Consider the following 15,049-nt stretch of genomic DNA (forward strand, 5'->3'; position numbering starts at 1 on the left):
CATCGCCGGTTCGGCGTCACTCGTCGAAGAAGTCGAGCAGGGCGTCGGCGGCGTCCGGCCACGGGTCGAAGTGACTGCCGGTGCCGGCAACAACGCCCTTGACGGCCTGCTCCCAGGCGTCCTCCGGCCATGGCGGTTCGATCAGCTTCGACCCCTTGATCAGGGCGTGCACCTCGTAGGACGTCCGCTTCGGGTGGTCGATGTCGTTCTCGCCGCCGCGGATCACCATGGTGGGCACGGTGAGGTCCGCGAACTGGTAGTCGGGCACCCCGGGGATCGCCTCGTTCGGCTTGGGAATGAAGGCGTTCAGCCAGCGGTACATGGTGCGTTCGAACTCGTCGGCCCCGATGGCGCGCAACCGGTCAGCGTTGCGCGGGTTGTTCTGGCACAGTTCCGACCAGCTACCGGCGATGCCCTTCATCTTGATGACGGCCTCGATCCCGGCCGCCTTGACCGTGCGGATCTCGTTCAGGATGTACACGCCGGCCAGCGACATGGTCGAGAAGGTGCCGCCGACTACGTGCCAGACAGCGAGTTTCTCGACCCGCTCGGGGTACTGCAGGGCAAAGACGATGCTGTCCCTGGCTCCGCCGGAACCACCTGCCACCACCAGCTTCTCGATGCCGACGGCGTCCAGCAGCTTGGCCAGCGTTTCGGCCCGCATGTGCGACTCGCTGTCGCCGAAGAGCTGGATGTCGGACTGCCCGCAATTGGGACGGTCCCACAACAGCACCCGCTTGCCGCCGGCAACCAGCTTTTCCGCCAGTTCGTGGACACCCCCCTGGTCCTTGGAGAACCGGCCGCCCGGCGTCAACACCACCGGCCGGCCGTCCTCTGGTCCCAGGAGTTCGTAGACGACCACGCCGCCGTTGATCTCGACCTGCTGGTTGCTCACATGCATCGCCACCTGTTCTCGCTCCGTTGCGCCGGCTGTCGGGTGGCAGCCGAACCAAATACTTGTTCACATCGTCGGGCAGGGGTGTCCGTCGCCTCATTATCCACCAGGTGGTCGGTTTACGGAACCGTTGATCGGCACCTCCGTCAACCGAACACCAGTCGTACCTCGCTGTTCAGCGCCGATACCAGTGCGGTGTGCACCCGGCTCTCCGGCACCCGGTCCTGCTCGGTCGCCGGCAGGGTGACCGTCACCAGTTCGCCATCGGGGGTGCTGGACCGGTGGACAACGCCGGCCAGACCGAACCCGGCGAGCACCCCCAGCACGTCGTCGTCGGTACCCCGGCTGACGAACGTCATCACCCCCGCAGTGCAGTCGGTGCCGAATGCGGTGCCGGCCGCCGCCGCCACAGTGTCGGCCAGCGCCCCGGGATCGGCGGTCTGGACCACCACCTCGATCTCCCGCCGGTGCCCCGGCGGGGTCTGCGACGGCGGCGCCACCACCTGGTAGCCGAGGCCTCGCAGCTGCCGGATCCCGTCGGCATAACGATCCGACGTCAGCTCACCGGCGGCATCGACGCCGACCCTGATCACCGCGGTGCGCATGTCGGGTGTCTCCCGCGACCTGGTCGTCCCCGCGCCGGATCAGAGGCGCTCGATGACGGTCGCGGTGGCCATCCCGCCGCCGGTGCACATGGTGACCAGCCCGGTCTGCAGGTCCCGGCGTTCCAGCTCGTCCAGCAGGGTGGCAAGGAGGATCGGGCCGCTGGCCCCGATCGGGTGGCCGAGGGCGATGGCCCCGCCGTTGACGTTCACCTTGTCGTGATCGACGCCGGTTTCGGCCAGGAACCGCAGCACCACGGCCGCGAAGGCCTCGTTCACCTCGAGCAGATCGATGTCCTTGAGCGACATCCCGGCCCGCTGCACGCATTTCTGGGCGGCCGGTCCCGGTGCGGTGAGCATGATGACCGGTTCGGCGCCGGCCACCGCGGTCGAGACCACCCGGGCCCTGGGTTTCCAGCCGTTCTCCTCGACCGATCGTTGGCCGGCCAGCAGCACCGCGGCCGCGCCGTCGGCCAGGCCGGAGGAGTTCCCGGCGTGGTGGACGTGGTCGATCCCGGTGACCTCCGGGTACACCTGGCGGGCCATGTCGTCGAACGATTCGGCAAAGCCGTCGAAGACCGTGGCCCCGAGTTCGGTGAACGACGGCCTCAGGGCCGCCAGCGACTCGGCGGTGGTCGCCCTTGGCAGTTCCTCGTGGTCGAGCACCAGCTTGCCTCCGGCGGTGACCGGGACCATCGATGCGTCGAAGCGTCCTTCGGCGATCGCCGCGGCCGCCCGGCGCTGGGACTCGGCGGCGTAGCCGTCGACATCGGCCCGACCGAAGCCGCCGACGGTGGCGATCAGGTCGGCGGAGACGCCCTGCGGGATGATCGGATGCCGTTGCCGCAGTGCGGGATTGCCGCCATCGAGAGTGAGTCGCCCGCCCCCGGGGTAGCGGGACATCATCTCCACTCCGGCGGCGACCACCAGGTCGCTCTGGCCGGCGGCGATCATCGCGGCGGCATTGTTGTAGGCCTGCTGTCCTGACCCACAGTTCCGATTCAGCGTGTAGCCGGACACCGAGTCCGGCCAGCCGGCGGCCAGCACCCCGAGCCGGCCGATGCAGTCGCCGTGGTCTCCGGCGTCATTGGCACAGCCGGTCGGCACGTCGTCGACGGCCGCCGGATCGAGCCCGGTGCGTTGCTGCAGCGACTGCAGGACTCCGGCCAGGAGCTCCTGCGGGTGCACCCCGTGCAGTGCGCCGGCGGCCTTCCCCTTGCCCCTTGGCGTACGCACGATGTCGACGATGTAGGCGTTGTCCATGCCGGCCACCATAGCAACCCAACCGGATGGTGGGTTACCCTGCGAAGGTCAGCAGCACGAAACGGTGGAGCGAGGGAGTCAAGGTGACCGAGGAACTGCGGTTTGACGACAGGGTGGCGATCGTGACGGGGGCCGGCGGCGGCCTGGGCCGCGCCCACGCCCTGCTGCTCGCATCCCGCGGCGCCAAGGTCGTCGTCAATGATATCGATCGCCCCGGCACGGATGGCCGCACCCCCGCCGCCGTGGTGTGCGCGGAGATCGAAGCCGCCGGCGGCACCGCGGTGCCGGTGGACGTGTCGGTGGCCGCACCGGCCGCCGGCGCTGCCGTGGTGCAGTCCGCGTTGGACGCGTTCGGTCGGATCGACATCATCGTCAACAACGCCGGCATCGTCCGCGACCGGTCGTTCGCCAAGATGAGCGAGCAGGAGATCACCGAGGTGCTGGACGTGCACCTGCTGGGTTCGCTGCGGCTGACCCAGGCGGCCTGGCCGCACCTGGTGCAGGCCGGCTACGGGCGGGTCATCGTCACCACCTCGGTGGCCGGACTGTTCGGCAACTTCGGCCAGGCCAACTACTCCTCGGCCAAGGCCGGGCTGGTCGGGCTCGGCCGCACCCTGGCCATCGAGGGCGCCCGTAAGGGCATCAAGGTCAACATCATCTCTCCCGGCGCCGCCACCCCGATGACCGCTGCGCAATTGCCGGAGGAGATGCACGAGGCCATGTCGCCCGACCGGGTCTCCACCATGGTCGGCTATCTGGCACACGAGACCTGTTCGGTGACCGGCGAGATCTTTTTCGCCGTCGCGGGGCGCTATGCCCGGGACATCATCATCGAGACCGAGGGTTACACCAACACCGAGGCCACCATCGAGGACATCGCCGCCAACCTCGAGCAGATCATGGACACCCGGCATTGGTCCATCCCCTCGGAATCCCTGGCGTTGCCGCAGGTCTGAGGCCTTCGGGATCCGGATCTGTCCGCCGACCGGCGTCCTCGGCGGCCGGCGGTGCCGCCCGGTCGTCAGGACCTGCTGCTCCGCCGGCTGCGGGGCAGGCCGAGCCGCCGTTCGGCGACGACGCCGCGGAGCACTTCGGAGGTGCCGCCGTAGATGGTGGCGATCTGCGCCTCGCGGTAGATCTGCTGGATCTCGCCGCCGGCCGGCGCAGCTGGATCACCCGGCGGGCGAGCCCCGGCGGGTCCGGTGGCGGCCAACATCATGCCGGCATCGCGGATGAGTGCCTCGGTGGCGAAGACCTTGGCCATGGCCCCTTCGACATAGCCGGCGCCGGGATCGTTGCGCGCCGCACTCGCCCGCTCACCCAGCAGCCGCGACACCTCGGTGTCGGCGACCAGACGGCCGAACCGGCTCAGCACACCGGCATTCAACTGGCGGCCCGATCCCACGATCGCCTCGCGACTCGCATCGACCAGCCGGTGCAGTTGGGCGGCGAACTCCGGGCCGCGCTCGAACGCCAGGGCCAGGGTGACGACCTTCCAGCCGTCGCCGACCTCGCCGATCCGGGCGTCGTCGCCGACGTGTACATCGGAGTAGAACGTGGCATTGGTGCGCTCGCCGGAGAGCGTGAAGATCGGCGTCACCGCGAACCCCTGCGCATCCGTCGGCACCAGGAACATCGTCATACCTTGGTGTTTCGGCGCGTCCGGGTCCGTGCGGGCCAGCAGAAAGATGTAGCCGGCCTCGTGGGCGAGGGTGGTGAAGATCTTCTGTCCGTTGATCAGCCAGCCGTCCCCTTCGCGGGTCGCCCTGGTACGCACCGACGCCAGGTCCGAGCCCGCCTCCGGCTCGGAGTAGCCCAGGGCGAGAACCAGTTCGCCGGCCAGCACCCGCGGCAGAATGCGCGCGCGCTGTTCGGGCGTGCCGACCCGGCGGATGGTTTCCGCGATGATGAGGGTGATCGACAGGCCGAGCGCCGGTGCACCGGCCAGCGTCATCTCCTCCCACAGGATGTCCTTGTGGACCTGGTCCAGGCCGGCGCCGCCCTCGTTCTTGGGCCAGGCGAGTCCGATCCAACCGCGTTCGGCGAGCTTGCGATGAAAGCCCCAGTCGTGCAACGTTCCCGTCTCCGCCGCCCGGACCTGCATCTGCGGGGTCAGTTCGGCGGCGATCATCTCGCGCGCCTCGCGGCGGAACTCCTGGCTCGCGCCGTTGATCGAGAAGTCCATTGGTGTCGTCCCTTCGCCCTCAGCCGTTGACCCTGTCGGCGCCGACCTGTGTCCACACGGCCTCCGGGTCGCCGCCGGCCAGCCGCAAGCCGTGCGCGCGGCGCAGGAACAGCTGCGGGTCGTAATCCAGGGTGTAGCCGTATCCGCCGTGGACGTGCAACGCCGCCTCGACGGATTCGATCGCCGTCTGCGCGGCGTAGGCGTAGGCCACCGTTGCCGCCGCTTCCCACGGCAGTCCGGCATCGCAGCACCAGGCTGCTTCCCGGACGAGCAGCTGGGCGCCGTCCGCTGCCATCGCGACGGTGGCCAGCCGCTCCTGCACGGCCTGGAACGAACCGATCGGCACTCCGAACTGGTGGCGGTCACGGGCGTACCGGCCGGCGACGTCCAGGGCCTCCAACGCGAGCCCGGCACAGCCGGCGGCGGTGACCAGGCGCCATTCGGCGGCGGCAACGGCATGGGCCTGCGCGGCCGGCGGTCCGGCCGCCAGGACCACCCGGTCGCCGCCATCGAGGGAGCGATCCGCCGCGGCCAGGAACCCGAAATCCTCGACCCCCGACGACTTTCCGGCGACCAGCACGAGCGTGTCGCCGTCCAGACCCAGCACGAGGTCGGCGACCGAGCCACCCGGCACCATCGGCAATCTCCCCTGCTGGGCGGGCAGCGGCGAGAACGCCATGGGCGCCCCGGCCGGCACGTCATCGTGTCCCAGCCGCTGCAGCAGCCGGCGGGCCACGATCGTCTCGGCGATCGGCGCGCAGGCAAGGTGCCGGCCGGCCGCCTCGGCGACCAACACGATGTCGACGAACGCACCACCACCGTCCGGCCCGGGAATCGCCAGATCGAACAGCCCGATGTCGACCAGGGCGGACCACAGTGCCGGGTCGAAGCCGGCGGACTGTGCCGCCCGCACCCGGTCGCGGGACGATTCACGGGCGAACAGGTCGGTGAACGCCGAGGCGATCGCCTGCTCATCGTCGGACAGCCGCAGGTCCACGTGTTCTCCTGGTGAGTCTCGGTCAGGAACTGACTACTGCACGGGCACGCCGGTGATCGCGGAGCGGCCGGTTCACTGCCATCACGTCACCACAGGCCGCCGTCGCCGCGGACGACCAGAGACCGGTGGATCTCGCGCAGCCGGTTGGCCGGACGTCCGGATCGCAGCTGCATGCCCTTGGCCCGCCGGTAGTGGTGGTGCAGCACGTGATCGACGGTGGTACCGATCCCGCCGTGCAGTTGGGCGGCGGTGAGCGCGACCTCCACGTACGACCGACCGGCGACGAACAGCGCCACCGCATCCATCGCCGCCGGCCGGGCCGGCGACTCCGGTTCAAGGCTCAAGGCTTCGTTGGTCGACAACCGGGCGGCGTCCAACGCCATCGACATCCGGCCCAGATGCTGACGCACCGCCTGGAATGCTCCGATCGGCTGGCCGAACTGGTGACGCTCCAACGCATATTTGGCGGTCAGGTCCAGCACCGCCTCGCACCCGCCGACCATCGAGCTCGCCCGCAACAGGTCGGCGCGGCCCAACGCCCTGGCAGCTGCCGCAGCCGGAACCACCACCGCGGGCACATCGGCACCGACCCTGGCTCCCGGCGTGAGCGTTGCCTGCAGCTCGTTGTCGATGCTCGGGACCGGCGTGATGTCGAGGCCGCCGGTCTGCAGGACGGCGACGAGCACCTCGTCGGTGTTCGCCACGGGTACGGCGAACACCGCGGAGTCGGCCTGCGCCAACCACTCCACGGTCGATGCGCGACCCTCCAGCAGGTATCCGTCGCCATCCGGGCGAACGCCGAGCTGCCCGTCCGGCGGCGCCACCAGCGCCAGGGCATTGCCGGCGACGACCCCGCGCAACACCCCGTCGAAGACGGTGTCCCGTCCTTGCACGAGGTCGAGCAGCGTGACCGCGCGGGCCGTTGACAACAGCGGCGTGGCATAGCCCGCGCGCCCGCATTCCCGCAGCGCCACCCCGACCTGCGCCAAGGTCCCGGCCGCTCCGCCGACCCGTTCGGGCAGCGCGATGCTCGCCCAGCCCAGGTCGGTGAGCTCGCTCCACCGCTGCTCCTCGTACCCGTTGTCGGTCTGTTCCTGCTTGTTCAGATACCCGTTGTCGACGAACTTCAACCACCCCTCGGCGCTATCGGCCAGGGCGGTCTCGTCGTCGGTGTAGTCGGGATGTTTCATCGGGGCATTCCCCATCCGCGGTTGGCGATGATGTCGAGTTGGATTTCGTTGGTGCCACCGCCGAATCGCCACACCGGCGACGACATCAGCCCGTGCACCAGATGGCCGCTGGCCGGCGCCCCGTCGGTGTCGACCACCGTTCCCTCGGCGCCGATCAGGTCCAGTCCGGTGCTGCAGATGTTCTGCCGGAGCTCCCCCCACCAGATCTTGTTCGTGGAGGCCTCGGCGTACGGAACCTGTCCGGCGGCCAGCATGGCCGCGCCGCGCAGCGCCATCAGCCGGCACACCTCGACGTCCACCGCATGTTCGCCCATCACGGTCTGCAGCTCGTAGGACTCAGCGGTGCTGCCGTCGAGCAGCCCGGCTCCGTCGGCCCATTCGGCCAATTGGCGCAGTTCCCAGCGCGGTTCGTTGTGGTAGAACATCCGCTCGAAGTTCAGCGCCGCGGTGATCGTCTTCCACCCGTCGTTCTCCGCACCAACCCGTTGGGTGGCGGGAACGCGGACGTCGTCGAAGAAGATGGAGGTGGTGCGCTCACCACCCTGGGTGATGATCGGGGTGATGGTGATCCCGGGGCTGTCGGCCGGAACGATGAACAGGCTCAGCCCGCGGTGTCGAGCCTCCGGTGGGCCAGTGCGTGCGGCGACCCACAGGTGGGTGGCGATCGAGGCGCCCGTCGACCAGATCTTCTGGCCACTGAGCAGGTATCCGTCGCCGTCCGCCACTGCCCTGGTGCGCAGCGAGGCCAGGTCGCTTCCCGCGTCCGGCTCACTGTAGGAGATCGCGAAGATGATCTCGCCGTCCATGATCCGGGAGATGTACTCGCGCCGCTGATCGGGGTTGCCGTGCAACATGATGGTCGGACCGACAACGTTGAAGGTGAGCAGACCGTTGGGCAGCCGCCGGTTGTACAGCTCCTCGGCGAACAGCCAGTGCTCGATGTCGGTGCGTCCCTGGCCGCCGAACTCCTTCGGCCACGAAATGCCCAGCCAGCCATCCTCGCCCAACTGCCGCAGGAACGCCTGACAGTGCGTCCGCGGCTGCATCGGATCCTCGATGTTCTCCGCCCGTGCCGCCGCCACGAGTTCAGGGTCGAGCCCGTCGAGGTATTCACGGAGGTCGGACAGGAAGGTCAGCTGTTCGTCGGCAATGACGGTCTTCATACCTCATCCTCAGGTTCCATTGAGCTCGACGCTAGGTCGGGAATCGGCCGAAGTCAACCATACAGTTGGGAACAACCGTCACCACGGCAGCCTCACGAATCCCAGCGGGGCTGACGCTTCTCCGCGAACGCCTGCGGGCCCTCCACCGAATCCGGGTGCGACCAGTGCTGCTGGACCTCTGCCCAGCCGGCCGCCAGGTACGGCTCGGTGGCGGCATCGGTGAGCCGCCGCAGGCTGCGCCGGGTCGCCCGGACCGCCGCCGGTGAGGCCGCGGCCACCGCCGTGGCCAACTCCACCGACCTGGCGACCAGGGCCTCGGGCCGGTCGCTGGTGTCGACGATCTCGGTGACCAGGCCCAGCTCGTACATCCGTTGCGCGGTCAGCCGTTCGGCAGTGCCGAGCAGCGCCATCCGGGCGATCACCGGCACCGGCAGCCGCAGCACCAGCGAGGGCGGCTCGATCCCACTGACCTGACCGACACCCACGTGTGGGTCGAGGAAGGTCGCCCGGTGCGCCGCGATGACGAAGTCGGCGTCAGCGACGAAGTGCAGCCCACCGCCGGCGCAGACGCCGTTGACGGCAGCGATCACCGGAACGTCCAGGGTGCGGCCGGGCAGGAAGGACAGCTCACCGTCGACGCCTTCGCCGCGGGGAGCCCGATCCGCGGACAAGAACCCGGTGTCCGCCCCGGAACAAAAGCCCCGGCCGTTCCCGGTCAGCACCACACACCGGACATCCTGCCGTCCCGCGACCTCGCGCCACAGGGCTTCCAATGCGTCCATCAGCTCGGCGCTCAGGGCGTTGAGCTGATCGGGTCGGTTCAACCGGACCAGCAACACACCAGGGGCCGGTTGTTCCTCGGTCAGCACGTTCTCACTCACGCACGTAGCCAACCATATATTTGGTGACAGCTGGGCGCGCTCGACCTTCTATCCTGCACACCGACACGGACAGCCAAATAGAGCCGACATCCGGTTCGGACGAGTCAGGGGAATCGCATGGACATCAACAACACCGTCGCACTGGTCACCGGCGGGGCATCAGGGTTGGGCCTGGCCACGGCGGAAACGCTGCACCGTCATGGGGCCACCGTCGTCATCGTCGACCTGCCGTCTTCGCCGGGCGAGGCCGTGGCAGCGGGATTCGGCGGCGACTCGGCCTTCTGCCCGGCCGATGTGACCAGCGAAGAGCAGGTCGAGGCCGCGGTCGCCGCTGCCACGGCGCGGGGAGACCTGCGCATCGTGGTGAACTGCGCCGGCATCGGTGTCGCGATCCGCACCGCCGGCCGCAAGGGGCCACATCCGCTGGCCGAATTCGTCCGCGTGGTGAATGTCAACCTGATCGGCACCTTCAACGTGATCAGGCTTGGTGCGCAGGCGATCTCGGAGACCGATGAGGTCGACGGAGAGCGCGGCGTCATCATCAACACGGCCTCGGTGGCCGCCTTCGACGGCCAGATCGGGCAGGCGGCGTACGCGGCCTCCAAGAGCGGCGTCGCCGGCATGACGTTGCCTCTGGCCCGCGACCTGGCGTCCAGCAAGATCCGGGTCCTGACCATCGCACCGGGAACCTTCCGCACGCCCATGATGGCGATGGCATCGCCGGAGATGCTCGACGCTCTCGCGGCGCAGGTCCCCCACCCGTCGCGACTGGGCGACCCGACCGAGTTCGCGGCGCTGGCCCGGCACATCGTTGAGAACCCGATGCTCAACGGGGAGACGATCCGGCTCGACGGTGCCATCCGGATGGCTCCCAGGTAGGCGGGGTCGTCAGCCTGCCCTGTAGCCAACCAAGTATTTGGTTATACTCTCGGTCTGCGGACACCGACCAGCGCTGACGAAGGAGCACGGGATGGCCGACACCCCTGACACCACGGAACTACTGGCTGAGCTTCGGCGGCTGCGCGACCACGAGGAGATCCGGCAGTTGATGTACCGGTACGCCCGCGGCGTCGACCGGTCCAGTGCCGGCCGGATCGCGTCGGTGTACGCGGAGGGCGGGACCGACAAGCACGGCCTGTTCGACGGGCCGGGCACGATATTCGCCGAACACGTGGCAGCCGGCGGCCGGCAGCTACCGGACGTGGTCGGCAATCACCACATCACCAACATCCTGATCGAGGTCGACGGCGACACTGCCCGCGCCGAGACCTACTTCCTGGCGATCCATCCGCATCGGGACGACGACGGTGAGGTGCGGATGGCGCTGATGTCCGGCCGCTACGTCGATTCCCTCGTGCGGGAGAACGACGTCTGGGGCATCAAGCGTCGGCTCGTCACCTCCGACTTCTCGCTCAACGACATCTTCGGCGAACCCTGGCAGCACGTCGTCCCCACCCCGGAAGGCTTCCTCAAGGGCGGCCGCGGCTCGGCCGACCCCTCCAACACGGTGTTCGCCGACCTCGACTGAGAGTCGAACGCGAGTCAGAGAGCGGGTTTCCGATGGTCCTTGAACAGCGGCGGGTCGGCTCGACGGCGATCCTGACCCTCAACCGTCCCGAACAACGCAACGCGCTGAACCCCGAACTCATCGCCGCGCTGTCCGCGGCATTGGGCCGGGCCGGGTCCGACGACGGTGTGCGCTCCGTCATCCTCACCGGCACCGGCGACCGGGCGTTCTGTGCCGGCATGGATCTCAAGGCGTTCGCCGCCAACGACATCGGGTCGGACGCTGCCGACGCCGCGAACATCTTCGAGTCCCTGCTGGGCGGGCTCGACAAGCCGGTCATCGCGGCCGTGAACGCGGCCGCGGTCGCGGGCGGCTTCGAACTGGTACTCGCCTGCGATCTGGTGGTTGCGTCCGAGACGGCGGTCTTCGGCCTTCCCGAGGTCAAGCGCGGGCTGTTCGCCGGCGGCGGCGGATACACCCTACCGGCCCGGATCCCGCTGACCGTCGCGTTGGAACTCGGTCTCACCGGCGATCCGATCGACGCCCGTCGGGCGCTCGCACTCGGCCTGGTCAACCAGGTGGTGCCGCCGGAACGGGTACTCGGCGCCGCGCAGGACTACGCCACCAGGATCGGCGCCAACGGGCCGCTGGGGGTGGCCGCCACCAAGAAGACCATGCGACTCGTCGGCGGCGGCGATCCGGCCGGGGCGGACGACCTGGCCAGGAACAGTCTGAGGCGGGTGTTCGGCAGCCGGGACGCCGCCGAGGGCGCGCGGGCCTTCGCCGAGAAGCGATCGCCCGTCTGGACCGGGCGCTGACGCCGCCGGCGACGGTGGATCGCCGTCCCAGCTCACCGCATCGTTCAACATCCGAGAGAGCAACCATGGACCGCAAGCACTTCGACACCGAGCACCTCGACTTCGGCGATGCCTTCCGTACCTTCATAGACCGCTCCGTGCTGCCCCACCTCGACGACTACCAGCGGGCGGGGATCGTTGCGCGGGAGGTCTTCACCGCGGCCGGCAAGGGCGGCTTCCTCGGCATGGCGATACCCGAGGAGTTCGGTGGCGGCGGCACCGCCGACTTCCGTTTCAACCAGGTCCTGGGCGAACAGATCGGCCGGTCGGGCATCGGCGGCGCCGGCCTGGGAATCTCGCTGCACAACGACATCTGCCTGCCCTACTTCCTGCACTACAGCACCGATGAGCAGCGCCGGCGTTGGCTCCCCGGCATCGCCTCCGGTGAGCAGATCACCGCGATCGCGATGTCCGAACCCGGCGCCGGATCGGATCTGGCCGGCCTGCGCACCCGCGCTCGGCGGGACGGCGGCCACTACGTGGTGAACGGGGCAAAGACCTTCATCACCAACGGTATCAATGCGGATCTCGTCATCGTCGCCTGCCGCACCGGCCAGCACGATGCCGATCGGCGGCGTGGCCTCAGCCTGCTCGTCGTCGAACGCGACATGCCCGGGTTCGAGCGCGGCCGCAACCTCGACAAGCTCGGTCTGCACAGCCAGGACACCGCCGAGCTGTCGTTCACCGACGTCCGCGTACCCGTGGCCAACCTGCTCGGCGAGGAGGGTCAGGGCTTCGACTACCTGTCGGCGAAGCTCCCGCAGGAGCGCACATCGATCGCCGTAGCCGCCGTCGCCGAGGCCCGGGCCGCCCTCGACGAGACGGTCGGCTACGTGAAGGGTCGTAGCGCCTTCGGCCGCCCGATCGGGGCCTTCCAGCACACCAAGTTCGTGCTGGCCGACATCGCCACCGAGATCGACATCGCGCAGGCCTACCTCGACCGTTGCGTCGACCGCCTCAACACCGGGGAGCTGTCCGCGGCCGACGCCGCCAAGGCCAAGTACTTCTGCACCGAACTCCAGGGGCGCGTGGTGGACAGCTGCCTGCAGCTCTACGGCGGCTACGGATACATGGCCGAGTATCCGATCTCCCGGCGCTTCGCCGATGCCCGCATCACCCGCATCTACGGCGGCACCTCGGAAATCATGAAGACGGTGATCTCGAAGTCCATCGGCCTGTGACCGGCGATTTACGACAGTAACTCTCTTTTGGTAGTCTCTCCCAAACGAGAGTCACTGTCAGGAGTCGCCATGCCCGCTGTCGAACCGCTGCTGCCCATCGCCACCAGCCGCGCGCACCGCCGCCGCTGGTGGATCCTCGGCACGCTCTGCCTGTCCATGCTGGTCGTCGGTCTCGACGCCACGGTGCTCAACGTGGCACTGACCCCGATCGCGGAGAGCCTGCGGGCGAGCACCGGTCAACTGCAATGGATCGTCAACGGCTTCGTCCTGGCGTTCGCGGTCTGCCTGATCCCGGCCGGCGTGCTGGGCGACCGGATCGGTCGCCGACGGGTGCTGACGGCCGGGCTGACGGTCTTCGTGCTGGCCTCCGCGGCCGCCGCGTTCACCAGGACTCCGGCACAGTTGATTACCGCCAGGGCAGTGATGGGGCTCGGCGCCGCGGCGGTGATGCCGTTGGCCCTGTCGATCATTCCCACGGTCTTCGGCGCAGCCGAGCGCCGCCGGGCAGTGGCGATGACGACGGTCGCCATGGGACTCGGTATGCCGCTGGGCCCGCTGATCGGCGGCGCCCTGCTCAACCATTTCTGGTGGGGCTCGACCCTGCTGATCAACGTGCCGCTGGTGGCCGTCGCGCTGGTCGCCGGCCTGATCGTGATCCCCGACTCGCGGGAGACCGCTCGCCGGCCGCTCGACCCGGCCGGGCTGGTCCTGTCCGCGGTCGGGTTCACCGCGCTGGTTTACGGGATCGTCCGCGCGCCCACCGCGGGTTGGGGTTCGGCGGTGACGCTGATCTGTCTCGGCGTCGCGGTGCTCACCCTGGCAGCATTCGTCGCGGTGGAGCGGCGGGCGATGGCACCGATCGCGTCCCGGGAGCTGTTGCGTACCCCTCTGTTCGTCTGGCCGACGGTCGCCATCGCGCTGGCGTCGTTCGTGCTGCTCGGCCTGATCTTCGTCGTCCCGCAGTACCTGCAGGCGGTCCGCGGGCTGGACGCGCTGGCCACCGGAGTCCGGCTGATGCCACTGATGGTGGCGTTGGTGATCGGCTCCGGACTGGCCGCCCGCGCCGAGCGGCGGCTGAGCATCCGGGTGCTGATCTGCCTCGGCCTGGTGGTGACGGCCGCCGGCTGCGTGCTGCTGCTGTGGGTCGGGGTGGACACCGGCTACCCGTTGCTGTTCTGCGGACTGTTCGTGGTGGGGTTCGGTTTCGGGCTGTCCATGCCGCCCGCCATGGACGCCATGCTCGGCTCGCTGCCCGCCGACTCCGAGAGCACCGCCACCGCGCTGAACAACGCGGTCAAACAGCTCGCCGGCGCGCTCGGTGTCGCGCTGCTCGGCAGTCTGCTCAGCTCGGCCTACCTGGCCGGGGTCACCGGTGCCGCGGCGTCCGTTCCGCCGGCCGCCGCCGCGGCCGTCCGCGGGTCGGTGCAGGGCGCCGCCGCCGTCGCCGACCAGCTCGGCGGAACCGCCGGCGTCGACCTGCGGCAGGCCGCGGGCACGGCCTTCGTCACCGGAATGCACCACGTCACCCTCGCCTGCGCGCTGGTCGCACTGGCCACCGCCGCGCTGCTCGCGGTCGCGCTGCCGGCCGGACCGCCCGCTGCGAACCTGCAATGATCGAGGGATGACCGCCCCGGGGTTACGCGAACGGAAGAAGGCGAAGACCCGCCGCGCACTGCAGGACTCGGCGCTCCGGCTGATCGCCGAACAGGGCTACGAGGCCACAACGGTCGAGCAGATCGCCGCCGCGGCCGACGTCTCCCCCAGCACCTTCTTCCGGTACTTCCCGACCAAGGAAGATGCGGTCCTGCAGGACGAGTACGACCCGATGCTGCTGGCCGCGATCCAGCACCAGCGCGCCGATCTCGCCCCGTTGGATGCTACCAGGGCAGCGCTGCGCGAAACCTTCCGGGCGATCGATGCGGCCGACCGCGACAAGGTGTATCAGCGGGTGCAGCTGGCTCTCGGGGTGCCGGCCGTCCGGGCCAGGATGATGGACGGCATGGACGCCGCCGAGCGGCTGTTCGCCGAGGGACTGGCCGAACGGCTCGGCCGCGACGCCGACGACTTCGACATCGCGGTGACGGTGGCGGCGATGACCGCGGCGATGACCGCAGCGCTCCGGCGGTGGGCCGCCGGCGGCGGCACGGATGACCTGGCCGAGACGGTCGACCACGCGCTGGCGGTACTGCAGCACGGCCTGCAGGCGTAGGCACCCGCCGCGACCTGCGCCGATAGCGGCCTGTCAGCCACTGTCAGCGCTACCTCGGGCCGTGCCAGCGGGATGCCAGCGCGCTGCCAGCGGGGGCAGGCATCGTGATCTCCGTACCG

The 15,049-nt window shown here is 69.5% G+C and carries 15 protein-coding genes; 7 read left to right on the plus strand and 8 right to left on the minus strand.

Annotation, left to right across the window (positions count from 1 at the left end; genetic code table 11):
- Positions 1-16: 16 nt before the first annotated feature.
- From K340_RS0124630 to K340_RS0124640, 3 genes are all read right to left on the minus strand, one after another.
- On the minus strand, positions 17-901 hold the full coding sequence (locus K340_RS0124630; RefSeq protein WP_245599723.1) for an alpha/beta fold hydrolase: 885 nt from the start codon (positions 899-901) through the stop codon (positions 17-19).
- A 140-nt stretch (positions 902-1,041) separates the two neighbouring features.
- Entirely contained in the window at positions 1,042-1,500 is a 459-nt protein-coding gene (locus tag K340_RS0124635) for a hypothetical protein (RefSeq protein WP_029138649.1), read from the minus strand.
- Positions 1,501-1,539: 39 nt separating this feature from the next.
- Positions 1,540-2,760, minus strand: a complete 1,221-nt coding sequence (locus tag K340_RS0124640; protein WP_029138650.1) for an acetyl-CoA C-acetyltransferase — start codon at positions 2,758-2,760, stop codon at positions 1,540-1,542.
- Between the two features lie 83 nt (positions 2,761-2,843).
- Between K340_RS0124640 and K340_RS33135 the strand changes: the two genes are divergently transcribed.
- On the plus strand, positions 2,844-3,716 hold the full coding sequence (locus K340_RS33135; RefSeq protein WP_037366795.1) for an SDR family NAD(P)-dependent oxidoreductase: 873 nt from the start codon (positions 2,844-2,846) through the stop codon (positions 3,714-3,716).
- A gap of 65 nt (positions 3,717-3,781) precedes the next feature.
- On the opposite strand, the gene K340_RS0124650 is transcribed toward K340_RS33135, so the two are convergent.
- The 5 genes from K340_RS0124650 to K340_RS0124670 all read right to left on the minus strand — a co-directional run bounded on the left by K340_RS0124650 (position 3,782) and on the right by K340_RS0124670 (position 9,176).
- Positions 3,782-4,945 (minus strand): acyl-CoA dehydrogenase family protein, encoded by a 1,164-nt coding sequence (locus K340_RS0124650; RefSeq protein WP_029138651.1) that lies wholly within the window; start codon positions 4,943-4,945, stop codon positions 3,782-3,784.
- 19 nt (positions 4,946-4,964) lie between these two features.
- A complete protein-coding gene (locus K340_RS0124655; protein WP_029138652.1) occupies positions 4,965-5,942 on the minus strand; it encodes an acyl-CoA dehydrogenase family protein in 978 nt (325 codons plus the stop codon).
- A gap of 86 nt (positions 5,943-6,028) precedes the next feature.
- Positions 6,029-7,132 (minus strand): acyl-CoA dehydrogenase family protein, encoded by a 1,104-nt coding sequence (locus tag K340_RS0124660; RefSeq protein WP_161632181.1) that lies wholly within the window; start codon positions 7,130-7,132, stop codon positions 6,029-6,031.
- Entirely contained in the window at positions 7,129-8,295 is a 1,167-nt protein-coding gene (locus tag K340_RS0124665) for an acyl-CoA dehydrogenase family protein (RefSeq protein WP_029138654.1), read from the minus strand. The genes K340_RS0124660 and K340_RS0124665 overlap by 4 nt, the downstream gene beginning before the upstream one ends.
- A gap of 92 nt (positions 8,296-8,387) precedes the next feature.
- Complete coding sequence (locus K340_RS0124670; RefSeq protein ID WP_029138655.1) at positions 8,388-9,176, minus strand: enoyl-CoA hydratase/isomerase family protein; 789 nt, start codon at positions 9,174-9,176, stop codon at positions 8,388-8,390.
- A gap of 117 nt (positions 9,177-9,293) precedes the next feature.
- On the opposite strand from K340_RS0124670, the gene K340_RS0124675 reads away from it, so the two are divergent.
- From K340_RS0124675 to K340_RS0124700, 6 genes are all read left to right on the plus strand, one after another.
- Positions 9,294-10,055 carry a 3-hydroxyacyl-CoA dehydrogenase gene (locus K340_RS0124675; RefSeq protein WP_029138656.1) on the plus strand — a complete coding sequence of 254 codons (762 nt, stop codon included), beginning with the start codon at positions 9,294-9,296 and terminating at the stop codon, positions 10,053-10,055.
- A gap of 91 nt (positions 10,056-10,146) precedes the next feature.
- Positions 10,147-10,704 carry a nuclear transport factor 2 family protein gene (locus K340_RS34800; protein ID WP_051267574.1) on the plus strand — a complete coding sequence of 186 codons (558 nt, stop codon included), beginning with the start codon at positions 10,147-10,149 and terminating at the stop codon, positions 10,702-10,704.
- 32 nt (positions 10,705-10,736) lie between these two features.
- Positions 10,737-11,501, plus strand: coding sequence for an enoyl-CoA hydratase-related protein (locus K340_RS0124685; protein ID WP_029138657.1), 765 nt, complete (start codon positions 10,737-10,739; stop codon positions 11,499-11,501).
- Positions 11,502-11,566: 65 nt separating this feature from the next.
- Positions 11,567-12,721 carry an acyl-CoA dehydrogenase family protein gene (locus tag K340_RS0124690; RefSeq protein ID WP_029138658.1) on the plus strand — a complete coding sequence of 385 codons (1,155 nt, stop codon included), beginning with the start codon at positions 11,567-11,569 and terminating at the stop codon, positions 12,719-12,721.
- A gap of 69 nt (positions 12,722-12,790) precedes the next feature.
- A complete protein-coding gene (locus K340_RS0124695; protein WP_051267576.1) occupies positions 12,791-14,335 on the plus strand; it encodes an MFS transporter in 1,545 nt (514 codons plus the stop codon).
- Positions 14,336-14,342: 7 nt separating this feature from the next.
- On the plus strand, positions 14,343-14,930 hold the full coding sequence (locus K340_RS0124700; RefSeq protein ID WP_037366623.1) for an acyl-CoA-like ligand-binding transcription factor: 588 nt from the start codon (positions 14,343-14,345) through the stop codon (positions 14,928-14,930).
- Positions 14,931-15,049: the final 119 nt, after the last annotated feature.

Source organism: Nakamurella lactea DSM 19367, from assembly GCF_000426645.1.
Taxonomy (GTDB): Bacteria; Actinomycetota; Actinomycetes; order Mycobacteriales; family Nakamurellaceae; genus Nakamurella; species Nakamurella lactea.